21 protein-coding genes and 1 pseudogene are annotated in these 26,106 nt (G+C 38.4%); 9 read left to right on the top strand and 13 right to left on the bottom strand.

All coding sequences use genetic code 11. The annotated features are described in order from the left end of the window. Positions 1-157: 157 nt before the first annotated feature. Positions 158-1,018 carry a hypothetical protein gene (locus V7L31_RS03065; protein WP_334694886.1) on the top strand — a complete coding sequence of 287 codons (861 nt, stop codon included), beginning with the start codon at positions 158-160 and terminating at the stop codon, positions 1,016-1,018. Between the two features lie 350 nt (positions 1,019-1,368). Then, a pseudogene (gene glmM, locus V7L31_RS03060) lies at positions 1,369-1,560 on the top strand (phosphoglucosamine mutase); the annotation flags it as partial. Positions 1,561-1,726: 166 nt separating this feature from the next. Here the strand turns inward: glmM and V7L31_RS03055 are convergent. The 9 genes from V7L31_RS03055 to V7L31_RS03015 form a co-directional block, all read right to left on the bottom strand. Next, a complete protein-coding gene (locus V7L31_RS03055) occupies positions 1,727-2,764 on the bottom strand; it encodes an Npun_R2821/Npun_R2822 family protein (protein ID WP_334694885.1) in 1,038 nt (345 codons plus the stop codon). A 17-nt stretch (positions 2,765-2,781) separates the two neighbouring features. Then, positions 2,782-3,672, bottom strand: a complete 891-nt coding sequence (locus V7L31_RS03050) for an Npun_R2821/Npun_R2822 family protein (RefSeq protein WP_334694884.1) — start codon at positions 3,670-3,672, stop codon at positions 2,782-2,784. 2 nt (positions 3,673-3,674) lie between these two features. After that, positions 3,675-4,655: an Npun_R2821/Npun_R2822 family protein gene (locus tag V7L31_RS03045; protein WP_334694883.1), complete on the bottom strand. Its 981-nt coding sequence runs from the start codon at positions 4,653-4,655 to the stop codon at positions 3,675-3,677. A 3-nt stretch (positions 4,656-4,658) separates the two neighbouring features. After that, a complete protein-coding gene (locus tag V7L31_RS03040; protein WP_334694882.1) occupies positions 4,659-5,618 on the bottom strand; it encodes a glycosyltransferase family 10 domain-containing protein in 960 nt (319 codons plus the stop codon). Positions 5,619-5,656: 38 nt separating this feature from the next. Continuing rightward, a complete protein-coding gene (locus V7L31_RS03035; RefSeq protein ID WP_334694881.1) occupies positions 5,657-6,889 on the bottom strand; it encodes a glycosyltransferase in 1,233 nt (410 codons plus the stop codon). Then, positions 6,882-9,131: an ABC transporter ATP-binding protein gene (locus tag V7L31_RS03030; protein WP_334694880.1), complete on the bottom strand. Its 2,250-nt coding sequence runs from the start codon at positions 9,129-9,131 to the stop codon at positions 6,882-6,884. The genes V7L31_RS03035 and V7L31_RS03030 overlap by 8 nt, the downstream gene beginning before the upstream one ends. A gap of 147 nt (positions 9,132-9,278) precedes the next feature. Further along, a complete protein-coding gene (locus tag V7L31_RS03025; RefSeq protein ID WP_334694879.1) occupies positions 9,279-10,442 on the bottom strand; it encodes a glycosyltransferase family 4 protein in 1,164 nt (387 codons plus the stop codon). Positions 10,443-10,459: 17 nt separating this feature from the next. Next, positions 10,460-11,302, bottom strand: a complete 843-nt coding sequence (locus V7L31_RS03020; RefSeq protein WP_334694878.1) for a putative nucleotide-diphospho-sugar transferase — start codon at positions 11,300-11,302, stop codon at positions 10,460-10,462. Positions 11,303-11,350: 48 nt separating this feature from the next. Further along, positions 11,351-12,277, bottom strand: a complete 927-nt coding sequence (locus V7L31_RS03015; protein WP_334694877.1) for an alpha-1,2-fucosyltransferase — start codon at positions 12,275-12,277, stop codon at positions 11,351-11,353. A 410-nt stretch (positions 12,278-12,687) separates the two neighbouring features. Here V7L31_RS03015 and gloB point away from each other — a divergent pair, with 410 nt between their 5' ends. From gloB to V7L31_RS02995, 4 genes are all read left to right on the top strand, one after another. Further along, positions 12,688-13,461, top strand: a complete 774-nt coding sequence (gene gloB, locus V7L31_RS03010) for a hydroxyacylglutathione hydrolase (RefSeq protein WP_334694876.1) — start codon at positions 12,688-12,690, stop codon at positions 13,459-13,461. 207 nt (positions 13,462-13,668) lie between these two features. Continuing rightward, the gene (rplI, locus tag V7L31_RS03005; protein ID WP_196529173.1) at positions 13,669-14,127 is read left to right on the top strand and encodes a 50S ribosomal protein L9; all 459 of its coding nucleotides are present in this window, start codon (positions 13,669-13,671) and stop codon (positions 14,125-14,127) included. 111 nt (positions 14,128-14,238) lie between these two features. Continuing rightward, positions 14,239-16,887, top strand: coding sequence for a replicative DNA helicase (locus V7L31_RS03000; protein ID WP_334694875.1), 2,649 nt, complete (start codon positions 14,239-14,241; stop codon positions 16,885-16,887). Between the two features lie 24 nt (positions 16,888-16,911). Continuing rightward, positions 16,912-17,430 (top strand): alpha-ketoglutarate-dependent dioxygenase AlkB, encoded by a 519-nt coding sequence (locus tag V7L31_RS02995; protein WP_334694874.1) that lies wholly within the window; start codon positions 16,912-16,914, stop codon positions 17,428-17,430. A gap of 184 nt (positions 17,431-17,614) precedes the next feature. Here V7L31_RS02995 and V7L31_RS02990 read toward each other — a convergent pair whose 3' ends face one another. The 3 genes from V7L31_RS02990 to V7L31_RS02980 form a co-directional block, all read right to left on the bottom strand. Then, complete coding sequence (locus V7L31_RS02990; RefSeq protein ID WP_334694873.1) at positions 17,615-18,136, bottom strand: FKBP-type peptidyl-prolyl cis-trans isomerase; 522 nt, start codon at positions 18,134-18,136, stop codon at positions 17,615-17,617. Between the two features lie 78 nt (positions 18,137-18,214). Next, positions 18,215-18,538, bottom strand: coding sequence for a phasin family protein (locus V7L31_RS02985; protein WP_179066815.1), 324 nt, complete (start codon positions 18,536-18,538; stop codon positions 18,215-18,217). Between the two features lie 334 nt (positions 18,539-18,872). Then, positions 18,873-19,283 (bottom strand): 2TM domain-containing protein, encoded by a 411-nt coding sequence (locus V7L31_RS02980; protein ID WP_334694872.1) that lies wholly within the window; start codon positions 19,281-19,283, stop codon positions 18,873-18,875. Positions 19,284-19,434: 151 nt separating this feature from the next. Between V7L31_RS02980 and V7L31_RS02975 the strand changes: the two genes are divergently transcribed. The 3 genes from V7L31_RS02975 (at position 19,435) to V7L31_RS02965 (ending at position 24,753) form a co-directional block, all read left to right on the top strand. Then, positions 19,435-19,569 (top strand): hypothetical protein, encoded by a 135-nt coding sequence (locus tag V7L31_RS02975; RefSeq protein WP_334694871.1) that lies wholly within the window; start codon positions 19,435-19,437, stop codon positions 19,567-19,569. Between the two features lie 210 nt (positions 19,570-19,779). Beyond that, positions 19,780-20,664 carry a ParA family protein gene (locus V7L31_RS02970; RefSeq protein WP_292854619.1) on the top strand — a complete coding sequence of 295 codons (885 nt, stop codon included), beginning with the start codon at positions 19,780-19,782 and terminating at the stop codon, positions 20,662-20,664. A 705-nt stretch (positions 20,665-21,369) separates the two neighbouring features. Beyond that, a complete protein-coding gene (locus tag V7L31_RS02965) occupies positions 21,370-24,753 on the top strand; it encodes an EAL domain-containing protein (protein WP_334694870.1) in 3,384 nt (1,127 codons plus the stop codon). Positions 24,754-24,820: 67 nt separating this feature from the next. Here the strand turns inward: V7L31_RS02965 and V7L31_RS02960 are convergent, their stop codons facing one another. Beyond that, positions 24,821-25,972 carry a histidine decarboxylase gene (locus V7L31_RS02960; RefSeq protein WP_334694869.1) on the bottom strand — a complete coding sequence of 384 codons (1,152 nt, stop codon included), beginning with the start codon at positions 25,970-25,972 and terminating at the stop codon, positions 24,821-24,823. Between the last annotated feature and the right edge of the window lie 134 nt (positions 25,973-26,106).

Genomic DNA, 26,106 nt, shown 5'->3' with positions numbered 1-26,106 from the left:
CTTTACTTCTCCTTTTTTTGAAATCAGACTTTTGTGAGTCAACCAGGATTGTTAGGTTTCTCAGAAAAATATTAGTACCTTACTAAAAAGCAATCCATTGCATTAACTAATTAAGTTCTTTCACCTTTTCAAGGCTTTACTATAAAATCCTCCAAATATGAGTCAACAAAAATTCTGCTTTTGTACTTTAGCATTAGGCAAAGTGTATCGGGAACTAGCTGGTTTATTAGCAAAAGACTTAGAGATATATTCACCCAATACTGCTTTTATAATTCTCACCGATCATCCTCAAGAGTTTAGCAAATATCCTCAGGTTTTAGCATTTCAGCATCAGCAGCAGGGTGTTAAGTGTTATCACGACAAAAAATTTGCCATTGCTAAGGCATTATCTCTATTTAATTCATGTATATTTATTGATTCAGATATGCGAATCTTAGCACCAGTGCCAGAAGATATGGAATGGCTTTTAGAGCCAGGAATAAGTGCTAGGGCTTGTATGGAAATGCCGAAAAAATTTGCCAAAGCTTTAACAAAAACTGACAAGAATTTTTCTAGAGAAATTGAAGTAATTAAAAAAGCTGCACAATTTTTAAATTTAGATCCAGAATGTAAAAATGTTACGTTTGTCCATGAGTATTTGTTTTCTGTTACTAAGTCAACAGGAAAAGAAGTTGAGTTTTTAGAAACATGGTCAATCCTTGCCAAATATTTTGAGCGAAATGGAGTTTATGAAGGCGAAGGCAATGCCATAGGTCTAGCTGCCTATAAAGCAGGGCTGCCAGTTAGATGGAGCGAGATGTCAGGTATTTCCTTTTTTAATAACAAAACCGAACTGATTAAAATTCAAAAGGGACAATCAAACATGGATGAAATGTTGACGTATTTTGAAGAACACAAAAGAATTGCACATCCTAAACGCTCTATCCTGGGGAAAATTGCCTTTAAACTTAGCAAAGCCATCATGCATTTTTATAGAGAAATAAAGTACAGAATCGAATGGCAGGAAGAAAAGCTCTAAACTGTACAGAATAAGCAAATGGCAGAATTGAATGAAAGTGTGACTGTGTAGAGTGTTTAAACTTATGGTTTCACCTATAACTCGAATTTCTGGTATTACTGGGGATTCTGCTTCTGATGCTAATGGATTGGGTAAAGGTATTGATAGCAGTTTTGCATTGAATTTAATCCCTTTACCAACAACTCCTCTGTTTGGTACAGATGGGATTCGCGGACGAATGGTGCAAAGTTATCTCATGTATTGCAAGCAGAAATTGAAGCGCGGAACACAACGCCGACTTAGGCTTTGCTTTTGATGGCGATGCCGATCGCGTTTTAGCTGTAGACAGTAGACCGCGATCGCCGTTTAGGAAAGATTGCCAACCCATACAAAAAGCGATCGCCCTTGCCGAAGGTGCGATGGGTGATTCTGGTAGGATTTTAGTTCGCGCCTCTGGCACAGAACCAGTAATCAGAGTTATGGTTGAATGCGCCAATGCAGACCTTGCCAACCACTGGACAAATGAATTAGTTTCCCAAGTTCAGCAACATCTAATGGAGTAATGTATCTGGATGCCTCCTAACCTAGATTTCTCACAAAGAGATAAAAAAAGGGGTCAAAAACTGCGAAAATGTATATAGCATGTTCAGTAATTTTAATTATTATCAACTAGGAAACTTTCAAAAAACATCAACAGGCTGATTTAATAGGCATATCTTTGGTACGTTACTAGTAACCATTAATTCTATCTTTGAAGTTACGATACTTTAATTTCATATTGTTCACTCTTTGTTGAAGAAAACTACTAGTAGACTTTTGCAAAAGCGTTATCTGGCTTGGGCGGGTAAAACTTTGAGGACGTTTCTCAGGTGATTTAAAATAGCGATAATATAAGAAAATATCACGGTAAGGAATATCTACATCTTCCCCCCCACAAAGCCGCACAAAAGCTGAAGAAGATACACTCATATAGTGTAAGTAGGTCAATCTGCGCCCTTGGTCATAGAGGATATTATCTACCACATCAAATTGAGAACTCCAGTGATTACCAGTTGCCTGTTCGCAGTCATAAAAAGCAAAGTTATAATAGGAAATTCCACTTCTCAATACCATGTAGTTAAATAAAGATTGGTCAGGCGCTAAAAAAGCCATGACATCAGCTTCACCCGCTGTTAACTTTTCAATTAATTCGGCTCTGACAGTTGCAGAAAAAATATTTTTCTTAGTGGCAAACCAACCAGCACAAAATACTTTAGATTGCAAATTATCTGATTTGAAAACTTGCTGCATAAGCTCTGGTGAACCATCAAAAATAAATTTCAAATCAGACTTATACTGAAAATCATTGACTACCCAATCGTAATTATCTAATTTTTCATATACATAATCTACGGGCCCCATTAACAAGGTATCTGCATCAAAATAAATAAATCTATCAAAGGGGCCATCCACAGCACAAAATTTCCGGTGCATTGGTAACTCATAGAGTTCTGGAAAGCCCCACTCTCGCCAAGTTTTTTGCGCTCTAGGATAATTTTTCCATATTTGAGTAGCAAAGTTATCCCAATAAGCGATGGAATCAGCATCTTCAAACAAAGTGATATTATCTCTAGATACAATCTCTGCTTTTACCTTGTCTAACCGATTATTATATGGAAGTATACAAATAGGAATTTTCCTACCAGCATTAGCTTCTATACTGTTGAGCAACGCAATCAATTGGTCATAAACAACATCATTGGCTAAGATGTAAATGCCATCAATCATTGGGATACTCCTAAATATTAAGTGCGGGCAACAACAAAGGGAAATAAACGGCGAGTCAGTTTGGGGATGAAAGCGAATTTACCCTCGTGGAGATAGCGATAGTGTTCCCATAATTGCCAATAAGGACTTCCAGTTTTCATCCGTGTACCAGCCCAATGGAGATATTTTAATCGTTGTCCTCGGTCATAAAGAGCATATTCTCGCTGTTGGAAATTTTGCGAACCTGCCCAACTACCAGGGCCTCCCCCAGGAATTTTGACGAGATTTCCACGTTTGGCAATTAGTTTGAGAACAAGATAATTTAAAATTGGTTGGTCTGTAACTCCTTCAGAAAAATCAAAATATTCGCGATGCGTTGCACACTCGCGCAAAGTTTCATCCATCTGTTGTTCGGTAATAATTCCTTTTCTCGAAGCCCAAAAACCGCTGTTGAAGACATCTTGAAGTTGGGCATCGGAAAAAATTTGCTGCTCTTTCACAAATGGGGAAAAGATATTTCGCAGCTTGTCATTAGCATGATGGTAATCACAACAGAAGAAATCGACTTCTGAAAGTTTGTCTAAATTGTCGGCGATTTTTTCAAAAACGACAATATCCGTATCAATATAAATAAATTCATCTAAAGGCCCAAACCACGCCACCAATTTACGCATTTTGTTTGGTAAGGCAAGGAAATCGCGATCAAAAATTTCTCCGATGCGTTTGGTAAATGTATCAATAAGTTCTAAATCTGGAAAAATTTGGACGTTGTGTAAGGTAGCAAGTTGTTCTGCTACTTTGTGATAATTGTCATTAAAAGGTATGAGATAAACGGTAACTTCTTGGTCATAGCAACGAATGCTATTAAGTAAAGCAATAGCATTATCAATAACTCGATCATTGGCAACTATATAAATGCCCCTACTCATAATTATCCTTGATTAATTAACTTAAGTTTTCGCAAAGCTCTTGTAAGTAAATTTGTTACTGGAGCGTCATTATAACTTCTAGGAGGATTTATAAATACTGGACGCTTCTCTGGCTCATGTAGGTAACGATAATAGAGAAATAAATCCCGATAGGGAAAATCAATATTTTCTCCAGCGCAGACTGCTTGATTAATATTAGGAGGAATACCAATATAATGAAGGTAGGTTAGTCGATTACCTTTGTCATAAAGAAGGTGTTCTCGTTCTTCAAAGTGCTTAGATGTGGCAGAACATCCCGTCTTTTCATTATCTAGTAGTTGGCGAGCAAAGTTATAAATAGCAAGATTAGACCTCATTACCATGTAGTTGAGTAGTGGTTGTTCACCAGCACCGCCATACAAAATTTCTGCCTCCCCATTTTTTAAATAAGATATCAGTAAATCTCTTTGTTGTGAGTTAAATATTCCCCGTTTTGCGCCATAGAAACCTGAGCAAAATATTTCGGAATCGATCCGTTTTTGCTCAAAAGTTTCTAGTAATTTTGGAGAAGTAACATTATATATTTTGCTAACGTCTTTAAACTGGAAATCGTAGACAACAAAATCATAAGTATCTAGCTTTTCAAACACCGCCGCGAGAGAGTTCATCACTAAGGTGTCTGCATCCAAATAAATAAACTTATCGAATGGCCCATCAAATGCACAAAAACGACGGTGAGCGCCATACAACCGTGATTTACTCCGATTCAATCGTTCTGGTGCTGCTGAGAGCATAAATTGATCCCAGTGGTTGATTGATTCTTGATTATCGTAAAGAAATACATTAGGGCGTTTAGCTATTTCATCAGCAATTCGCTGTGTCTGATCGTCGAAAGGATAGATACAAACAGGAGTTTCCGTCCCCAAAATAACATCAATACTGTTGAGCAAAGCTACCAGTTGATCGAAAACATAATCATTGCCAAGGGTACAAATACCATTCATAATTTATGAGTGTTGATCGACAAAGTTTGACAACCAGTTAAGCAGGTTTAATTTGTGTAAGATAATTTGACGTGCTTCTGCGATCGCATCTTTGGCAGCATGCCAAGCATCAGGTGTAGCGGTCACTTCTTTGATGTAAGCAATGCCTTTTTCGTCTAAACTGGGCAATCTTAAAAAACTACCCGGTGGCAATAATTTATCAGCTGCCGGGCCGCCATAATAAATTGGCAAACACCAAGCAAGCAAACTATCCCAAAGTTTCTCACTTACATACCAATTATTATCAGCATAGTTTTCAATTGCCAGATTGTAATAGTATGGTGCCATGCCATACCATTTGTTACCTAGCTCTCCCGATTTATTCGCCCATCCTGGTAAGTTCCGCCCATACAAATCAAACTTAATACCACTAGATTGTAGTGACTGCAAAAAGTCTAAACGCTCACGATGTTTAGCAGTGCGGTTAATTCCTGAAGTAATCCAACTACATGGAGCAACCTTTTGAGGCGGTGGCATTTCATTCAAATCTTGAAATGAATTTGAGTGATACCAAATAGCAGGCATATAGTTGGGGGTGGGAGCAAAATCATCGGGGCCAGAAATGTAACCGCAATATTTTTGTGATTGCTGATAATTATAATTAGTTACTTCTACAATTTCATCTAAAGGCGGTTCTCGTAGTAAATAAATAATCCGCTCTTTATTCACACCACGCAGTAGAGAATCAACATTAACTGCTGATTTTTGCTGGCGTTTGCGAAAACTATCTAACCAAGATTTTTGTGGCGATGCTTGGGGAAAATCAAATTGATACATTAGCAGAAAATCTGGTTTTTCTGCTAGTGCTTGCATTTGTATATTGCCCCAAGTTCCAAATTGATGCGGGGTTTGTTGCCATAGCCAATCGGCTCTAGTTTCTAAACCTCGATAGCTGCTAATCATTCCAACAGTTGTAATAGTCATTTTAGTTATTAGTCATTAGTTATTTTATTTAACCTCCTTTATTCTTCCTTATGCGATAAATGGGGAAGTAGAGATTTATCAACATAACTAAGAATTTTTGCCGCTCGATTTTCCCAAGAAAACTGCTTGACAAACTCGATACTATCTGGATAACCCTCTATTTTTCTGGGATGAGTTTCTAAAACCCGCTTCAGACTTTCGGTAAATTTGCTGGGGTTATCTGGTTCACACCAAGCGGCGATCGCTTGGGTATCTTGAAACTCAACTAATGATGGAATCTCCGTCGAAACAATGGGGGTTCCAGAGGCGAAGTAGTCAAACAGCTTTAAAGGAGATGTAAAACTTGCCGCTTTTCCCGAACAATGGGGATGAGCTAAAACATCGGCTGCTTGTAGCAAAGATGCTAACTCATGATGCAAAATATATCCCAAAAATTTAATATTATTAACCTGCTTTTCTTTTACCAATTGCTGATAATATTCAACTTCTGTTGGCTTACCACCTGCACAGGCAAATTGCACATTAGGCATTTCTTTAGCTACATCAATTAGGACATCAATCCCTTTAAATTGTTGTAGCGCTCCCGCATAAACTACCAACTTTTGGCTGTCGTTTTGCAAGAGTTTTTGACGCCATTCTGCCGCTTTTTCCGGTTGTCTCTCCATAAATAAGCGATTAAAACCGTTGTGTAGCTTAATCACTTTTTCTGGTGGCATCCCATTTTTAATCATACTTTCGCGGATGGTGTCTACAACTGTGACAGCAATTTGTAACAGCGGATTTGTAACAATTTCTAGCTCAAATGGCTTGTCTTCGTGGTGGTGATGTTCGTAAATTGCGGGAACGCCATTTTTGATGGCAGCTTTGACAAAGTTCCAGTTGCGACTATGGACAAGTTTAGTAGTTGGAAGTATGTGAAACGGTAAATAATACTTGCTGGCAATGGTGTTAGAGTCAGTAAATTTGCTCCGAAAATGGTCAATTGGCCAAGGCATCGGTAAGGGAGCAACTTTTAATTTGTCATGAAGATTGTAATACTTAATAAGTTCTATGGGTGTTTGTCTCGGTTGAAAAGGACGAGCTAGATTAACTAGGTTAATTGCTTTTGATCCTTTATCTGGGTACACCAAAACTGTTGAGTATCCCAAGTTGGCGGCGGCGTTAGCTGCATTTGTAGACTGTACTAGATGAGCCTCTGGCTGCGGCAACTCTTCACCGATGAAAAAAATATAGTGTTTTTTTAAATTAGGATTCTTCAGAATTTCAAACATTAATACTATCCTCAAATTTTCCTAAATCATCGAGTAGATATATAGCAGATTCATAACTTTCAGCAATTAATCCATTTTGTTCTTCTGTTGTGTATGTCAAATTATCAGCTAGAGAGCGGAGAGAGCTAAGTATGATGTTAAGAGAAGTCCGAAACTCAACGGAGATTTGATTAAAAACTTGATAATGCTTACTGATAACATTTTGATTTTGATCAGAAATTGAGAGCATTTGCCCCCGGATTTGCAAGTTAATAACATCCTCAAAAACATCAATGGTGTTGAGAATTCTCAAGGCTGATTTATAAGAGTCTTCAATTAATTCGTGCCGTTCTTGGGAATCGTCTACTAAATCATCAAGTAATAAACGTAGGAACCCAATCATCGAGTTCATCTGCGTCCGAATTTCGTGAGAGATACGGAGCAAGCTTTGATTGTGTTTGGCAGCAGTTTCAGGACGTTCTGCAAATTGCATTGAGTACAAACGTGAGTAGTAGCCACCCTTGTGTAAAAGTTCTTCATGGGTTCCGATCTCTACTACCTGTCCTTGATCTAGTACGGCTATTTGATGAGCTTTTTGGACTGTGGAAAGGCGGTGAGCAATTACTAGGGTGGTGCGATCGCGACTTAGATCGTCGAGTGCAGCCTGTACTAAGCGTTCGGAAACCGTATCTAAAGCGCTAGTGGCTTCATCTAAAATAAGAATTTCGGGATTTTGTAGGAGGGCGCGGGCGATCGCTAATCTTTGCCTTTGTCCACCAGATAACATGACGCCGCGATCGCCAATTAAGGTTTCAAATTCCTGAGGCAATTTGCTAATAAACTCATAAGCATTAGCCCGCTTGGCTGCTATCAGAATTTCATCATCACTAGCCTCTGCTTGCCCATAAGCGATGTTATTTCGCACCGAATCATTAAAAAGAAAGGTATCTTGACTGACAATTCCCATCCGCTTTCGCAGGGATACAAGATCGAACTCCCGCAAATCGATGCCGTCAATGCTAATACTGCCAGCGATCGGATCGTAGAATCTGGGCAAAAGGTCGGCTAAAGTCGATTTACCAGCACCAGAACCACCTACTAATGCTAAGGTCGTACCATGCGGTAAATATAAATTCACATCTTTGAGTACCAACTTCTCATGACCAGGGTAGGCAAAGCAAAGAGAATTAAAAGACACCCCTTCTTTTAATTTTGTATAGGGAAGCTTACCTTTGCCCATGAATGGCTTATCATGCAAGCTTAAAAACTCGTTAGCAGCATCCACACTAGCGGCGCTACTGGCAAAGTTGCTGCGAATCGTATTTAACTGAGAAATCAATGGTAGTACTCGCAGCAGCACTAATAAATATGTCAGAAGTACGGTAGAAAGAGAAGAAACTTGGTTAGCAAAGAAGGTTTTACTCAAAAGTACAATCAGCAGTATAGCTGTAATACCCATCACCTCACTTAGGGGTGTAATCGCTTCCGAATTAACCTGAGATTTGAAATCTGCTATTTCGCGATCGCGAATTAATTTTTTAATCCGTTGATATTCTTTTTCTTCATTTCCCGTTGCCTTTACCAGTCTAATTCCATTCAGGGTTTCTAGTATAGAGATTGAGTATGCTCTAGACATCTCACTGAGCTGCTTCCCAAAAGTTTTAGACCGAGAAATCGCATATTGATTTATTAACGTCACTAACGATAGCAAAAGTGTCGCAACAATTGTCAACTGCCAAGATATTGACAGTAATAAACCAACAAAAACTAAAATTGTAATTCCCACAATAACTAGTTTGACCGTACTACTGATAGCACCAGCAGCCCGGCCAACTTCTCCACCAAGACGGTTGATTAAATCACCAACCTTTGTCTTGGCATAATAATCTATATCAACATCTAGTAATAGCCTTAAGCCATTTTCGCGCATATCTGATGTCAGCTTTCGGCTTAAAGAGCTTGATGCTAATGAACTGGCATAATTAGCTAAGTTCTTTAAAATAATTGTGAAAATAATCGCTCCAGCCATTACTCCTACTCGGTAAGCCTCTGGAGTATTATCAAAGGGAGACATAATCTTTTTCAGAATTGGGGGAGCCGCACTTAAATCTATTTGTTGCCCCACAATTTTTAAAACCACTGGCACAATTAAAGCTGTGCTGATCCCATTAAATAAAGCTCCAGAAAATCCTAACAATATTGTTAGGAAAATCAACCCTGGATATGGTTTAGCGAATCTTAGTAGTAGTTTTCTGGTAGACATTGGATATTTTTATGACACTTTTACTTATTAATATTATTCACAAAATTACTTGCCAAATAAAGCTAATCATCAAAGAAATACGGGACTGGGTACTGGGAAAGAAAATATGATTAAGATTTGGTTGGATTCCTAATCCCAAATCAAGATTCATAACCGAGAAATTACTAACTTGAGGGTGGAAGCCATCGCTTCTATGCTATAGTGTTTCACACACCTTTCTCTTGCCTTGATACCTTGCTGGTTTGCTGACTCTAAATTCTGAAAAATCAATTGAATTTGTTCAGCAAGTTGTTCAGGAGAAGCAGGTTCGACTAAATAACCAGTATCACCTAAAATTTTAGGAATATCTCCAACACGCGTTGATAATACAGGTTTAGCCATTGCCATTCCATCTGTCAACTTTAAGGGAAATTGAGCGCGAGTTTCTGGGGTGTTTCGCTGGGGAACGACTACAATATGAGCTGCTGCTACTAAATCAGGCATAACATCAGCTGGATACTTTGGTAATTTAATAATCCAGCGTCCCCACTTTTGTTGGAGTTGTCGATCGTAATCATCATAGGGACTACCACCTACAATCACTAGTCTTAAGTCTGGTTGATTAATTTTATCCAATGCCATAAGAATATCTTCTAGACCTTTGTAGGGTCTTGGCGCACCAGGAAACATTAAAATACGATATTCAGATAAACCATAACGATTTCTGCTGGACTCAGCATCATATCGAGTGGGATCGAATAGAGAAATATCTTTACCATTAGGAACAAATGTACCGCCAAAACGCTGCTGCAAAAATTCAGTATGCACCGTCACAGCATCAGCATGACTTACTAAACCTTCCATCCATTTCACATACAAAGGATGATAAGGATTCCTGAGTGCGCCGTCTGGTTTCAATAATTCCCTGGCTAATTTTTTAGGTGTGGGACTATAATGCCAGTCATCGCCACCATACCAACTGAGTTCCCAATCATCTATGTCTAGAATTAATGGTTTTCTGCTAAATATTTTGTTTAGTAGAGCTACTCCAAAACTCGCTATTTGTGGTTTGATAGCATAAACTATATCTCCATTAATATTTGGTAAAAATTTACTAATTTCTCCAAAAAACTCTGGGAAATTTTTGCCTGGCAAATTATAAACTTTTAATTCCGATGGTAAATTTCGATATAAGTTATTTCCAAATAAAAACCCCATAATTTCAACTTCATATTCTAAAGTTCTGAGGGCTGTTGCTATCAAGTATGCACGCAAAATAGCTGCACTTGATAAATCTGAAACTAACAGCGATATCTTGAAAAATTTTTTCACGATTTTTATACTTATTTTTATTTAGTGCGCCAAGGATTTGTAACTTGATTCGGTAAAAATACTTGAGCGAATCTGTCAAAAATCCTTGTATATAAGGAACGAGTAATATTTTTAGCATACTGGGGTCGATAAGGATAAGTACAATGAAGAACTTTAATTTTATCTTGAATATCATAATCCTCTTCCCACTTACTGAGATAATTATAGGTAGGTGGTAGTATTTTTTTATGGGGTTGTACAGATGCGATCGCAGATGCAAAAGCCCCTTGATCTTTTAGAAGCAATTTATCTTGATTGTTTTTGACAATCTCAAAATAACGTTGAAATTCTTCAAAGAATATCTTGGTTACTTCTGTTTTACGAAAAGCCATAAAACCGCCATTATACTGGACACTATCTGCTTGTAATGGTAACCCTACAGATTGCAAAATCGGCAAAACATTCGGTAAAAGGTCTTCTTGCTTTCCACGTAGTAAATTTGTAGCTTTTAGAATAGAAGGTTGCACATCTTCAGTTAACAGAAAATCATATTCATTTAAATACTCAAATACATCGTTGATATCAGAAAGTAAGCAAATATCTGAATCGAGGTAAATCGTTTTATCAAACTCCGATGCTGCATATAAAGCCAGTTTGGCTTGCCTAGATGCTAAAACAGTATTTTCATTTGTAGGGGACGGCTTTAAAATTACATTTTTGAAAGCCTTTAGTAACGGATAGAGAACTACTGGAACTTGGTCAATTAAAATAATGATTGGCTCTTGATGAAACTTTCTAATTGCGGCTAAAAAATGAATGCAATCTTGAAAAGAGTAAAGTCCGGTTAAAATAGTAATAAATCCTCTGGTTTCTTTTTTCATAAATAAGCTAAATAATTGTTACTTTTAATCCTAGTCCTTCAATCTAATTTAATGTGTCCATTCCCAGAAACTTTTACTCCAGTCTTCGTTATAGTGGAAAACTCCTTGCCATTGATAAAAGTGAACAAAATCTTTGAGTTCTAACATTTTATTTACGTCTCTAATCATATAGAGAGGTCGCTCACCATAAAATGATGCCCACATACTATAACTACTAGGAGGGCCAATAATATAATCACATTTAGCTAAGGAATACATATCCTCAATTATATGATTATTGCCATAAACATAAGATAAATGTTGAAAAAAATCGTCATTTTGCCTTTGGTTTGAGCAAATTAAAAATATCACTTTTTTGTTAGAAAATAATATCTTTGCTGATTCTATCACCTTCAAATAGTCTTCAATTAAATAAAAAAATCTACCATTTTGATGTTGCTGATAATCTCCATGACGGATATGGACTCCAATTATTATATCCGCCTGGCTACGAATATTAGATATGAGCTTTTCTACATTTAATTGATACTTTTTTAAAGGTTGAAAGTAAGCACGAATTTTTTCTCCATGTTTCTGTAGGTTTGATATATCGTCTATAAACCATCCATCGCGAAACATCCATCCTTGAAAAAAGCTTATATTCTGTGATTTCAACTCTTTTGTAATGCTTGTTGAATTGCTCCAGTTAAAAGGGTAATCACGCTTAATATTAATTGTGTTAAAACGTCCACTTTCCGCCAAATAACGATTGATATTATAGTAGTATTTGCGGAGCCATTTGTTTCCGGCAATTGAAAATGGTCTAGAAGGATAGCAACATAAAAAATCTTGATATGTCGATCTAAAAAAATCAGCATACTCTTCAAATGCTGGATTGATAACTGTAAAGTTATTTTCACTCGCAAATGCCATAAAATTAGCAGATAACAATAACCTGTTGCCTAGTTGTCCAGACTTTGCAGATATTACTAACATATATAAAACCTCTAAAAATAAACTATGCTCAGATTTACTGAATATTTAATATATAAATATCTATACATAAAATTTAAATTCTATCAGACCTAACAGATGAAAAAATATTCCCTATGATTAGATAGATTTTTGGTATCTTGAGAACAGAAAATAACAAAATAAATCTAACTTTGTATTTGCGGTTTTTCCCAGAGAAAATTCACTGATAAATTTAGACACCTTATACTTTATTCTGCTATGTTTGCCGTATAAACACGGTTGTATACTATAATAACTATTGATGAAGCATTAGATTAGTACGAAAGCAAATATAAATGCTTAATAAGCTTTATACAAGTACACTGATTAATTGCTGAGACTTAGGATTGTTACCGATACCAAACATCTATGTTGTAAGGGAGACAGAGGTAATGCAGATAATCCGTCTGGAAGCACTCTCAGACAACTACATATTTTTATTACACGATCGCAAACAAAATATTGCCGCCGTTGTCGATCCAGCAGAATCTCAACCAGTATTAAAAAAACTGGCAGAATTAAAAGCTGAGTTGGTAGCAATTTTCAACACCCACCACCATAACGATCATGTGGGTGGTAACAAGCAATTAATAGAAGAATTTCCCCAACTGATAGTTTACGGAGGAGCCGAAGATCGTGGGAGAATTCCTGGACAGCAGGTGTTTTTGCAACAAAGCGATCGCGTCCAGTTTGCAGACCGCATAGGTGAAGTTATCTTCGTCCCCGGACATACCCGCGCTCACATCGCTTACTACTTTCCCCCCGAAAACGTTGGTGAGACAGGCGATTTATTTTGCGGAGACACCTTATTTTCTGGTGGTTGCGGTCGCTTGTTTGAAGGAACACCAACCCAAATGGTGGACTCTTTAAGCAAACTACGTTCTCTCCCTGATGATACATATATTTGGTGTGCCCACGAATACACCTTAAATAATCTGCAATTTGCCCTAACTGTAGATGGCGACAATGCCGACTTACAAAAACGCTTCAATGAAGTAAAGGCTTACCGTAGTCGAGGAGAAGCTACCATACCGTCGCAGCTGGGAGTGGAGAAGCGAACCAATCCCTTTTTACGTTGGGATCAACCATCATTACAATCAACCGTTAAGGGTAGCGATGGAGTGCAAACCTTTGCGCGGATACGGGAAATGAAAAATAACTTTTAGGTATTGGGCATGGGGTATTGATTTTTCTCCCCTGCTCCCCTGCTCCTCCAACTTTCTAGCGCTAATAGTTGCGATCGCACCCTTTCTTTCGCTACGATCTGTAAGCTTTAGGGAATTAGGCCAAAAAGCTTGGAATACAGCACTGAGATTGTGAGCTATGCTGCCCAAACCCAAATTAATCAGATTTTACAGGAAAAACGAAAAACGATGGCGAAACGTGTGCAGTTAGTTTTAAATCAGGATATCAGCAAGCTGGGCAAATCTGGCGACTTAGTAGAAGTAGCTCCTGGCTACGCTCGTAACTATCTGATTCCCCAGAAATTGGCAACCAATGCCACCCCTGGTATTCTCAAGCAAGTAGAACGCCGTCGCGAGCAAGAACGTCAACGGCAATTAGAACTCAGACAACAAGCTCTTGAACAAAAAGAATCTTTAGAAAAAGTTGGCAGCTTGACAATTGCCAAGCCAGTTGGTGAAAACGAAGCAATTTTCGGTACTATCACCACCCAAGATGTTGTAGATGCAATTAAGGCAGCCACCGGTCAAGAAATCGATCGGCGTGGAATTACCATCCCCGATATCAATCACCTTGGTACTTATCAAGCCGAAATCAAGCTGCATTCGGAAGTAGCGGCGCAAGTCAATATTCAAGTCGTGGCTAGCTAACTTAGGAGAGCGATGAGGGAGCAAGGGAAGTAAAAGTGGATAATAACTCCTAACTCCTGTACAGACGCGATTAATCGCGTCTCTAGCAAAATATCAAAACTAAAATCGTTTATGGCTGAAGAACGGAGTTTTCAAGGCGATGGTAGCGATGCCTACGGCGGTAAACTACGCCTCCCGCCCCAAAATATAGAAGCGGAAGAAGCGATTTTGGGTGGTATTTTGCTAGATCCAGAAGCGATTAGTCGAGTTAGCGATCGCCTCCTTCCCGAAGCTTTTTACATTAGCGCTCACAAAGATATTTATCAGGCAGCTGTGAGGCTCCACACCCAAGGTAAACCCACAGACTTACTCTCAGTTACCAGTTGGCTAACCGACAATGAAATGCTAGTCCGCATTGGTGGCAGAAATAAATTAGCAACTCTGGTAGACCGTACAGTGTCAGCCGTTAACATCGACGCCTTAGCAGGGTTGGTGATGGAAAAATATCTGCGGCGACAGTTAATTAAAGCTGGCAATGAAATTGTACATCTTGGTTACGAGACAGAAACCGAGTTACCACAGGTTTTAGATCAGGCAGAACAGAAAGTTTTCGGCGTTACTCAAGAGCGTCCGCAATCGGGTTTAGTTCACATTTCTGATACTTTAATTAATAATTTTCAGGATATTGAAGATAGAAATCAAGGCATCGCTTTACCTGGAATTCCCTGCGGATTTTACGATTTAGATGCTATGACTAGCGGCTTTCAGCGTTCTGATTTGATTATTATCGCTGGCAGGCCATCAATGGGAAAAACAGCATTTTGCTTAAACCTAGCTCATAATATTGCCGCTTCTTATAAATTACCAGTTGCTTTTTTCAGCTTGGAAATGTCTAAAGAGCAACTGACGCAACGTCTATTAGCTAGCGAAGCGCAAATTGAAAGTAGTTATCTGCGAACTGGCCGCCTAAGTCAAACACAATGGGAACCTTTAAGCCGTGCTATTGGTATCCTCTCCGAGATGCCAATTTATATTGACGACACGCCGAATATTACAGTCACACAAATGCGTAGTCAGTCAAGAAGACTGCAAGCTGAAATAGGAACTGAATTAGGATTAATTGTAATAGATTACCTGCAATTGATGGAAGGAGCAGGCGATAATCGCGTACAAGAATTATCAAAAATTACGCGTCAACTCAAAGGTTTAGCGCGTGAATTATCTGTACCAGTTATTGCTTTATCTCAGTTGAGTCGCGGGGTGGAAGCGCGTACTAATAAACGCCCGATGTTATCTGATTTGAGAGAATCTGGTTGTTTAGCAGGCGATAGTCTGGTGACATTAGCAGATACAGGATTGCAAGTACCAATTAAGGAATTAGCAGGTAAATCTGGTTTTGCAGTTTGGGCGTTGAACGAAGCTACAATGCAGCTAGAAAAAGCAATTGTTAGCAATGCTTTTTCCACCGGTGTAAAGCCTCTGTTTACTTTAACAACTCGATTGGGCCGCAAAATACGTGCCACAGGTAATCACAAGTTTTTAACAATTAATGGCTGGAAAAGACTTGATGAATTAACTCCTAAACAACATCTATGTTTACCAAGACATCTCTCTAGTTTTGGTAAAAAGACCATGACTTATGCGGAAGTTGCATTATTAGGGCATTTAATTGGTGACGGTTGTACATTGCCACGTCATACCATACAGTACACTACCAGAGAGATAGATTTAGCTCAGAATGTTGCTTTCTTGGCAACAGAAGTTTTTGGATATTCAATTGTTCCTAGAATTTCACCTGAACGTGGGTGGTATCAAGTTTACTTATCCGCAGCACAGAATCTAACTCATCGTGTAAGAAATCCAATAGCCAAATGGCTAGACTCTCTCGGTGTTTTTGGTTTAAGGTCTTATGAAAAATTTGTACCTCAAGAATTGTTCTCACAACCCCAAGAGTTAATAGGTTGCTTTCTAAGACACCTTTGGAGTACAGATGGTTGTATCAACTTAATTGCAGGAAAAAAGCCAAGACCTATTGCATTTTATGCAAGCAGTAGTGAGAGACTAGCTTTTGATGTACAGACACTTTTATTAAGGCTTGGTATTAATGCAACACTAAGAACAGTTCCTCAAGTTGGCAAGGGTAGAAACCAATATCATGTAACAATCACTGGCAAGCCTGACCTTGAGTTATTCATTCAAAACGTTGGAGCAGTAGGAGAATATAAGCTAAGTTCATTAGAAAAAATTGCTGAACACCTTGAAAAGTGTATTCATAACACTAACAGAGATATAATTCCCAAAGATGTTTGGAAAACACAGGTTGTACCTGCAATGCAATCTGTTGGCTTGACCACACGGCTATTACATTCCTCCATTGGAACATCCTATTGTGGCTCTACCCTTTATAAAGTAAATTTAAGTCGAGAAAGAGCTTTAAAAGTCGGCAACGTTGTTAAATCATCTAAACTGATCGCTCTTGCCAAAAGTGATGTTTATTGGGATGAAATAGTTTCAATCCAATATAGCGGCGAGGAAGAAGTTTTTGACCTCACCGTTCCTGGTTTGCATAATTTTGTTGCAAATAATATTATTGTTCACAATTCAATTGAACAAGACGCGGATTTAGTAATCATGTTGTACCGCGATGAATATTACTCTCCCGATACTCCCGATCGCGGCATTGCAGAAGTTATTATAGCTAAACACCGCAATGGGCCTACGGGTACAGCGAAACTTTTGTTCAATCCACAATTTACAAAGTTTCAAAATTTAAAAATTTAGCCAGCCTAAGTAATTATTTGAGCAATGAATGAGCCTGATTTACTCATTAATGATGTATTTTTACCAAATAGTCATTCTCTATTTGATAGTCTTATATCCATAATTAACTGGGATGAGCGTATACGGGCACGAAAAACAGCTAGTTTTGGTTCACCATATAACTACTCAAACATTTCTTACGATTCATCTCCAATGCTGAATGAGTTACTTCCTATTATTGATAGGCTTGAAAAAGACTTTGGGTTTCGACCAAACAATTGTTTAGTCAATTACTACACAAATGGTAACTCAACAATGGGATTTCACTCTGACTCAATTGATGAACTAATGGACGATACTGGGATCTCTATTATTTCGTTAGGAGCTGAAAGAATCATTACATTTCAGAATAAACAAGATAAAAGCATTGAACATAGTTACTTACTCAAAAGTGGTTATCTACTTTTTATGCCTCAGAAGACACAGCAATACTGGAAGCATGGAATTCTTAAGCAACCAGAAACATTTGGACGTATCAGTTTGACCTTTAGATTGTTGGTATAGTCGCGGCAATCCGATCAAAGTTATAGATACTTTTCTTATGTTTTCTAGCTGTACTTCTGCCCTATCCGTACTCTAAAATACTTAATTTATTTGATAGGTTACTGGGCATTGAGAACACAGAGAATGAAAACTTCTTTTCATAATTCTCCCTTGTCCCCAGTACCCAATCCCCAGTTCCTAGTCGCTATTTTACTCCCAGCAATTCCACATCAAAAATTAGAGTTGCATTGGGCGGAATCACGCCACCAGCACCACGAGCGCCATAGCCTAATTCAGATGGGATGATTAACTTACGACGACCGCCGACTTTAATAGTGCTAACTCCTTCGTCCCAACCTTTGATTACCTGTCCAACGCCAATTTTAAAGCTGAACGGTTGGCCGCGATCGCGTGAACTATCAAACTGAGTACCATCTTCTAGAGTGCCGACATAGTGAACTTCAACCGTTTGTCCAGGTTTAGGAGTCGCCCCAGTCCCCTCTTTTAAATCGACGTACTTTAATCCAGAGGGGGTAGTTACAGCATTAGCATCTGACATAGTATTACTCGCAATTAAGATATTGTTTTCAGTTACAGCTGTGGATACTGGCGGAGTTTGGGTTAACTCAGCAGCAATGGCAGTACTCTGTTTACTGCCTACTTGCCCCACAAATAAAAGCACAACACACACCAGCATGAACGCCACGCTGAGGAAAATTGGTTTCAAAATCAGTTCTCCTTACTTAAGTATCCTGGCAAAAACATTACCAACAGGACACAATTAGTTTAAATCAGAAAGGGCGTTTTAACGCCAAAGCTTATTTTCTAAATCGCGCAATTGACGCTCTAAACGGTCAATTCTACCCCGCAGTTCGTCCACTTCCGACTGGCGAGCCACCCCCAAATCCTGCATCATATTTCGCATTTGCCGCTGCATTTGGATATCGAAATTTCCCTGTTCCGACTTTAACTGCTGGGCAATATCATCTATTACTGCCTTGGCTTGCTCAGGATTGAGCTTACCGTCTTTAACTAAATCATCGCTGACTTGCCGCAGTTTTTCTGCGACTATAGACGTTGTGCCAAGACCGACCATCATTAGCTGTTGTAACCAGTTGTTGTTGTCCATACTCCCTTCCTCTTAACTTATTAACCAGTCGCCCCTTGCTCCTGAGTGTAGGCAATCAAGCTTCTTAAAGCGTGGTTATTCTAGCCTACAGCTCTATTTTGGCAAATTGGCAAGCACAAGGATAAGGATCGAAGGTCGTGATTATACAACTCCTCAAGTTTAAAGTTGTCCAAATTTATCTATTTTGGCGATGTCAGAGGTGATTGCCATAAATTACAAAGCTCACATTCACCGCAAAGGGTGAGTGTGAGTAGTTCATGGGAAGATTTTATCTAGAAGGAGGCACAAATTTGGAGCGATCGCTGAATATCAGGATTTATCCTTAAAAGAGAAGTTAAATTTGTGTACGCCATTTCTGAAAAGCGATCTCGTAATCCTCTGATTTGCTCTGATAAACACTCCACCAATGAAAAAATAGTCCTAATCCCCATCCTAATACTGGAAAAATAGCCCAAAAATAACTAGGACTAGTGATTAAGTTTAAGAGAATGAGGAATAAATTCACCGCGAGGAAAGAAACAACGTGTGTCCCAAAGGCTCTGCGTCGGAAAGTATTAAATCTGTGTCGTAAACGTTCCTCTTCTTGTTGAGCCAACCATTTTTGTTCAGTTGCTTCCAACGTCTTAGAAGAAATACCTAACTCAGATGCCATTTCTAAAAGCTGTTCTCGTGAAAATTCACCTTTGTCTTTACGAGTGAGTGCTTTTTGCAGGATTTGTTCTACATCTTCAGAATCGTAAGTCATTTTAATTACCTTATAAGTTTGTGTGTAAATGCGCCTTTGATTTCACGAAATTATCAATCCGCTTCGTTCAATTCAATTAGCAAATGCATCCACATTTTGCACCCAATACTTAGTTACATTCGCAACACTATTATTTTCTCACAATTGATTTATGGCTACTGTATTTGTCAATACCTCTATAATTACTTTGATGAGTGCGATCGCTATTACGGCATTAAGCCAAAGGATTCTGTTAGCTCGATTCCAGGTAAAGAACCCACTACATCTTGCTGCCTCAATCGAGTAAATATCGCTGAAACAACTCTTTGAAATTTCCGAAAATATTAAATTTAATGGAAGATTTAAGATATCAGGAAGGGTGTACGCTACCTAGTAGTCTGTCAAGTTTAATTTGATAGGTTCGTAGTTTGCACTTTAGCGCAAACTACAAACAATCCACACCCCTCAACTATTTCTTGATAGACCAGCGGGAATGCGTCAATAGAGGACTCAATCAATGGGATATGTAATTGCTACTGCAAATATGAAAGGTGGCGTTGGTAAAACCACTCTCACCGTCAATTTAGCTACCTGTTTAGCTAAAAATCATGGCAAGCGGGTGCTTGTCCTTGATTTAGATAGCCAAATTAGCGCCACACTCAGTTTGATGTCGCCTTTAGATTTTGCCAAGCGCCGTAAACAAAGCAAGACATTTAGATATCTGATAGACGAAGTTATCAATCCAGATCCACAAGCAAAACTCACAATTCAGGATATCATTCAATCCCCGGTTTGTAATCTTCCCGGACTGGATTTATTACCAGGAGACATCGATTTATATGATGAATTTGTTGTTTCAGAAATGCTGCATAAGCAAGCAACTGCTTTGGGCGAACAAGACTTTGAAACGATTTGGAATCGCTTTGAAAGGGTTTTGATCAATAATATCTTAAAACCAGTACGTCAAGAATATGATTTTATCCTGCTCGATTGTGCCCCTGGCTATAATCTATTGACTCGTAGCGCTTTAGCTGCCAGTGATTTCTACATACTTCCTGCTAAACCAGAACCATTATCTGTAGTGGGTATTCAACTGCTAGAAAGACGAATTGCCCAATTAAAAGATAGTCACGGACATGAAACCAAGATAAATATAAAAATGCTGGGAATCGTATTTAGTATGTCCAGTGCTAACCTGCTCACTGGTAGATACTACAAACAGGTAATGCACCGCGTTGTTGAAGATTTTGGTGTAGAAAAAATTTGTAAAGTACAAATACCAGTTGATGTCAATGTTGCTAAAGCTGTTGATAGTTTTATGCCAGCTGTTTTAAATGCTCCCCAATCAGCAGGTTCAAAAGCATTCTTTCAGTTAACTCAGGAGTTGTTGCAAAAGCTGTAGCCCTACTTAATCATTGATGAGCTAAACGATTTCCGACTTATCCAACAGAATTCAGTAGTCAGGAGCGGGGCGCATTTGTGTCAACTTAACGTAAAAGTAAGTCTATAACTAGCTTTTAGATTGCCTCGTTCCCAGTCGGAGACTGAGAATGCTCGTCTTTGAGGCTCCGCCTCTCTTATTGGCGGCAGAGCCACCAGGAGCAGCATTTCCAGCCTCCGGCTGGAAATGAGGTTTGAAAAGGGTTTTAGCTTAAGTTGACACAAATGAGCGGGGCGTAGCCCATTCTGACTTCTGAATTCTTCAAGAAATTAGCAATATGAGTAAAAATGAATGTAGAGACGTGAAAATTAGCGTTTACACAAGAGTTTTCGACAAATAATAATTAATTTCAGCATATATCTATTAAATTAGGTCGGAAATCTGAATCTTTCGATTTTTATAAAGCTTTAAAGAAAGAGAATTTATACTTACTCGGCAAAAAAAAAAGCTACGTAAAACAAATCTTAAATCCCCATTTTAAAATTCTCTATTAAAAAAAAATTCTTGTAGGTATGGGGTCATTCTAAAGTCTAAAATCCACAATTCAGTGACAAATAATTTATCTTTTTCTAAAGTTCAGCAGTTATACGGAAGCTATAATTGGTGAGATTCAGCTATTGAGTGAAAAGGTAAGTAAATCTCACTAAGAAACTCACTGAGAAACTAATGGTTAGTAACGATTCTGCGCGGGTAGAGAACAATCAGCATTTGCTAATACGCCTACCACGGACTCTGAGTTATCTCGAAACCTGGGGCTTTGGGTTAACAGGTCATGTTGGATGGATTGGTACTGCCCCTATCATTCATGCAGCGTTAGGGCCAAAAGCTATCTTAGTTTGGTTTTTTGGCACGATTATTTCTTTTTTACTTAACTTGCAGGTACAAAGTTTAGGTAGACATTGGCCAGATATCGCTGGAGGAACACCAAACTATACCACAAGGCTATTAAAGAACTTTCCTGTATTAGGCCGTTACGCAGCTTTAGGATACTTTTTTAGCTGGGCAGCAGCACCAGCATTGTATGCGATTATTCTCACCGACCTAATTAAAGTCAATTTTGAAACATTAGGTATTTCTTGTCCAGAAACTTTATTAAGAGTTTTATTTACAGCGATTCCTTTTATTTTAGCCTTCAGTGGTACTCGTGCTTTAGCGCTCCTGCATCTGTTTTTTGTGTTCCCAGCGATTTTATTAATGTTATTGTTTTGTATTCAAGGCGTATTCTGGTTAGTCTTCTCATCTGCTAGTTTTAAATTGATCTCAACTAGCACACATAGTTTGAGTTTTGAAGAATGGGCAAAGTGGTTTTTTTTAGCTAGCTATTCAATTTATGCTTGTGAAACTACTTCTTCTTTTGTTGCTGATAGTCGCCACCCATATAAAACTTTAAAGTTCTTAACTGTTGCTGCTTGGTTAATTCCTCCAGTGTTTTTAGGTGGTTCTTGGGTATTAATGTGTTCGGCTCAAAATCCTATAATAGGTAACGATACGTTCTTAAATCTGGTGGCAGCTTCTAAGCCTTTTTGGGGTGAATCTGCCCCTTTTTTAGTAACACTTCTGATTACTATATCTTGCCTTTTAAGTTCTGCTACGGCGGTTTCCAACTCTCCTCGGATATTATACCAACTTGCCTGCGATCGACAGCTTTCTCCCATATTTGCATTGGTTTCTCGTCAAGGTGTCCTTGGGCCTGCAATTTTAGTTACCTTTATACTCAGTTTGCTTTGTCTAAATTTGGGAAATGTATCTCAACTTGTCACAGTGGCAGGTACATGTTATCTCATGTCAATTATGGGATTACATCTGGGATTATGGCTGTGTCGCGGTAAACCCCACGTGTTATGGCCTTGGTGGTCACTGGGTTTTTTCTTGGTAGAAGCGGTAGTGCTAATAGTGGGAGGTTTAGCTTGGAGTTGGAGAGATTTCTTAGTGGGCTTATTATTACCGATTATTTTGATGAGCGGAGATTTAGCACTACGTCGCCTTAGATTTGCACCATTACACCCGGACTGGTGGACACAGCGTTACGATACTAGGTCTACTAGAAATAACCCCGATTTTGTAGTATTACAAGTGATTGTTTTAGTGTCATTAATTTGTACTACTGCTACAATCAGTTGGATTATTCGTGATTTTTTAGATAGATTTTCTGACAATCCTCAAAACTCTTTACTAGCTATTTTATTAGTAACGCTTTCTTTTGCAGGAGTAGCGATCGCTTGCTGGACAACTTTACCACAAATTATTGCTATTGACGAAGCACGCAAACAAGCCAGAAACCTATTTATTACTACTCTCGATACTGTTCCCGACACAGTTTTAGTCTTAGATGAAGACGGTACAATCTCTCAAACAAACGCCGCTGCTGAAGAATTATTTCAAACAAGTATTCAGCAGTTACTTGGGCAAAATTTGAATCAAATTCTAATCTGCTATCGCGGCAAACCGGAGGAATGGTCTATTAGAAGTGAGCAAACTTTAAAAATCAACCAAGGTTTACGAATTGTTGAATCGACTATTTCACAGCCATTTAATTCGCAGCTACGGGAGTATGTTGTGATTGTCCGTGACATCACTAAGCGGAAGCTAGCAGAGGAAGAATTAGTCCAGTATCGTTATCAGCTTGAGCAGTTGGTGCTAGAACGTACTATTGAACTTATTAGAGTTAATCAACAACTGCAACAAGACATTATCAAGCGTCAAGAAGCACAAGAACAATTACTGCATAATAGTCTTCATGATGGGCTAACTGGATTACCTAATCAACGATTGTTTATGGAGCGGGTGCAGCAGGCAATAGAACATAGTAAACAGGAAAATAATTATTTATTTGCTGTACTTTTCTTAGACTTAGACCGCTTTAAAGTTGTTAATGACAGCCTTGGACATCTACTAGGAAATCAACTTTTGATTGCAATTTCTCATCGGCTAAAGTCAGTTTTGCGAGGTGGAGATATAGTTGCTCGTTTTGGTGGAGATGAGTTCACAATCTTAATTGAAGAAATTGAGGATATCAGTACCGCCATACAGGTAGCCGAGCGAATTAAAAAAGTGTTAGCTTTGCCATTTCAATTAAATGAGCATCGGGTGTTTACTAACGTTAGTATTGGCATTGCTTTAAGTAAAGCAGATTATGAGCAAGCAGCGCAGATTCTACGCGATGCTGATGTGGCAATGTATTGCGCTAAATCACTTGGGAAGGCACGTTATGAGGTTTTTGATCCCAAGATGCACGAGGGTGCAGCTTTGCTTTTGGAGTTAGAAACTGCTTTACGTCATGCGCTACTCAAGCAAGAAGAATTTCGCCTTGATTACCAGCCAATTGTTTCACTGACAACTGGCAAAATTATTGGATTTGAGGCCCTGATACGTTGGTATCATCCAGAACGAGGACTGATTTCTCCTCAAGATTTTATTCCTCTGGCTGAGGAAACTGGAATGATTGTTAGTATCGGACAATGGGTGCTGTATGAAGCCTGTCACCAAATGCATACATGGCACAAACAATTTCCTACCTCAACACCTCTGACAATTAGTGTGAATTTTTCTGGTAAACAAATTACGCAACCTGATGTGTTTAAAGAGGTGAAACATATATTACAGCAAACTGGATTGGAGCCGTGCTGCTTGAAATTGGAGATTACTGAAACCTTGCTGATGGATAATTTTGAATTGGCTATCACTGTACTTTCTCAGTTAACAGCGCTGAATGTCGAGATGCACATGGATGATTTTGGTACTGGTTATTCATCCTTAAGTTATTTGCACCGTCTACCAATCAAAACTCTTAAGATCGATCGCTCTTTTGTCACCAGTATAGGTAGTCGAGGAGAAAATTTAGAAATTATTCGAGCGATCGTAACATTGGCTCATAATTTGAATATGTCTGTAACGGCAGAAGGGATAGAAACTGTAGAGCAATTAGCACAATTGAAGGCTTTGCAATGTGATTATGGACAAGGGTATTTTTTCTTACCACCTATGGAACGTGCAGAAGTGGAACTACTACTTGCTGCTAACTTGTACGGAAAAAACTTTTTAAAGAGATAAACCAGGAGTCAGAATTCAGAATTCAGAATACTCTAACCATAAAGTCGCTTAACTACATCTAGATTAATTAGTGTAGTGCTGGTTGTAGCTGGAAATTATCGACATTATTAACTAACCCTTCTTCTAACAGAAGTTCGTTCACAAAAATATCGATTTTATCCCGATTTATATTTTGCATGACTATCAGGTGTACCCAGTTTTCACAAGTTGCTAACTGCCACTTTTTAATTAACCTTTGAGAAGGTTTTTGAAACACTACGGTATTGGAAAAATCATTGAGCATACATGGATATTCTCTAATTTTAAGTTGTTGGAAAAGATATTGGGCGTTATCAATACAGGTCTTTGCTTCTCTAGCTAATCCGTGATAACCTCTTGTTTTTATTGCATACCAGAGAATCAGAGGTGTGTGACCGTTTCTAGAACCTAGAATTGTTGTATCTGTTGAACCGATATATTCAATTGCTGTTTCAACTTTTTCTACCCATTTTTTCTTAGTTAAAACAACACCGCAAGGCAAGGGAGAACCAATGAATTTAGCAGAAATAGCTACACTATCTATGGGTTTTTGAAAGTTAACTTGGGGAGCGCCATCTAGAAAAGGTAATATTAATCCTGAAAGTGCAGCATCGCAATGAATATAGTAATCTTTTATCTGATTGCGCTCTAAAATTTCTAGAACTTTGTCTAAGTTATCAATCGCACCTTTGACAGTAGTCCCAATATTTAAATTTACAATCGCTGGACAATTGCGGTTTTCGCTAATGAGTTGTTCAAAATGCTCATAATTCATCTCTCCGTTAATTTGCGAATTAACAACATTGTGTTGGATGCGGAATAATTTGGCTGCTTTGGGTATTGAGTAATGAGAATCTTGTGATGAGTAAAGAATCCCATTAGGGTAGATTTCTCTTGCTAAGAATATTCCATATAAATTACCTTCAGTTCCGCCAGCAGTAACATAACCCCAAAACTTATTTTCTGGAATTTTATAGAGGTTAGCAAAAAAAGATAATACTTCTTGCTCAAACTTCCGAGAATGCAGTCCAAAATCTGGCTCTACGTAAGGATCTCCAGCATTATTCAACAGAAAATTGAAAAATTTGCCGATCGCACTGTAGTCACAACTTAAATTATATGGATAACCTGCGTGAAACTGCGATCGCTGTTCTATTTGCAGCAAAAAATCTGCCAATTCTTTAGCAACTGTATCTGACATATCTTTTTCTCTCTTGAATTTTGAGTTAATGGATGTTCTAGTCAAAAATCTACGTATTAATCCATACTTTTGTATTTTCTTAACAATCTAGCGGCTTCCCTTTCTTTAAAGAAGATACAGTTAAAATACGTAGC

Origin of the sequence: Nostoc sp. (assembly GCF_036916655.1) — a bacterium.
Classification (GTDB): domain Bacteria; phylum Cyanobacteriota; class Cyanobacteriia; order Cyanobacteriales; family Nostocaceae; genus Nostoc.
This window is presented reverse-complemented; position numbering and strand designations above follow the sequence as displayed.

What these genes read in the sequence shown, in the direction of transcription:
- V7L31_RS03065 (WP_334694886.1), top strand. Translation starts at nt 158, where the DNA reads ATGAGTCAACAAAAATTCTGCTTTTGTACTTTAGCATTAGGCAAAGTG.
- V7L31_RS03055 (WP_334694885.1), bottom strand. Translation starts at nt 2,764, where the DNA reads ATGATTGATGGCATTTACATCTTAGCCAATGATGTTGTTTATGACCAA.
- V7L31_RS03050 (WP_334694884.1), bottom strand. Translation starts at nt 3,672, where the DNA reads ATGAGTAGGGGCATTTATATAGTTGCCAATGATCGAGTTATTGATAAT.
- V7L31_RS03045 (WP_334694883.1), bottom strand. Translation starts at nt 4,655, where the DNA reads ATGAATGGTATTTGTACCCTTGGCAATGATTATGTTTTCGATCAACTG.
- V7L31_RS03040 (WP_334694882.1), bottom strand. Translation starts at nt 5,618, where the DNA reads ATGACTATTACAACTGTTGGAATGATTAGCAGCTATCGAGGTTTAGAA.
- V7L31_RS03035 (WP_334694881.1), bottom strand. Translation starts at nt 6,889, where the DNA reads ATGTTTGAAATTCTGAAGAATCCTAATTTAAAAAAACACTATATTTTT.
- V7L31_RS03030 (WP_334694880.1), bottom strand. Translation starts at nt 9,131, where the DNA reads ATGTCTACCAGAAAACTACTACTAAGATTCGCTAAACCATATCCAGGG.
- V7L31_RS03020 (WP_334694878.1), bottom strand. Translation starts at nt 11,302, where the DNA reads ATGAAAAAAGAAACCAGAGGATTTATTACTATTTTAACCGGACTTTAC.
- V7L31_RS03015 (WP_334694877.1), bottom strand. Translation starts at nt 12,277, where the DNA reads ATGTTAGTAATATCTGCAAAGTCTGGACAACTAGGCAACAGGTTATTG.
- gloB (WP_334694876.1), top strand. Translation starts at nt 12,688, where the DNA reads ATGCAGATAATCCGTCTGGAAGCACTCTCAGACAACTACATATTTTTA.
- rplI (WP_196529173.1), top strand. Translation starts at nt 13,669, where the DNA reads ATGGCGAAACGTGTGCAGTTAGTTTTAAATCAGGATATCAGCAAGCTG.
- V7L31_RS03000 (WP_334694875.1), top strand. Translation starts at nt 14,239, where the DNA reads ATGGCTGAAGAACGGAGTTTTCAAGGCGATGGTAGCGATGCCTACGGC.
- V7L31_RS02995 (WP_334694874.1), top strand. Translation starts at nt 16,912, where the DNA reads ATGAATGAGCCTGATTTACTCATTAATGATGTATTTTTACCAAATAGT.
- V7L31_RS02985 (WP_179066815.1), bottom strand. Translation starts at nt 18,538, where the DNA reads ATGGACAACAACAACTGGTTACAACAGCTAATGATGGTCGGTCTTGGC.
- V7L31_RS02980 (WP_334694872.1), bottom strand. Translation starts at nt 19,283, where the DNA reads ATGACTTACGATTCTGAAGATGTAGAACAAATCCTGCAAAAAGCACTC.
- V7L31_RS02975 (WP_334694871.1), top strand. Translation starts at nt 19,435, where the DNA reads ATGGCTACTGTATTTGTCAATACCTCTATAATTACTTTGATGAGTGCG.
- V7L31_RS02970 (WP_292854619.1), top strand. Translation starts at nt 19,780, where the DNA reads ATGGGATATGTAATTGCTACTGCAAATATGAAAGGTGGCGTTGGTAAA.
- V7L31_RS02965 (WP_334694870.1), top strand. Translation starts at nt 21,370, where the DNA reads ATGGTTAGTAACGATTCTGCGCGGGTAGAGAACAATCAGCATTTGCTA.
- V7L31_RS02960 (WP_334694869.1), bottom strand. Translation starts at nt 25,972, where the DNA reads ATGTCAGATACAGTTGCTAAAGAATTGGCAGATTTTTTGCTGCAAATA.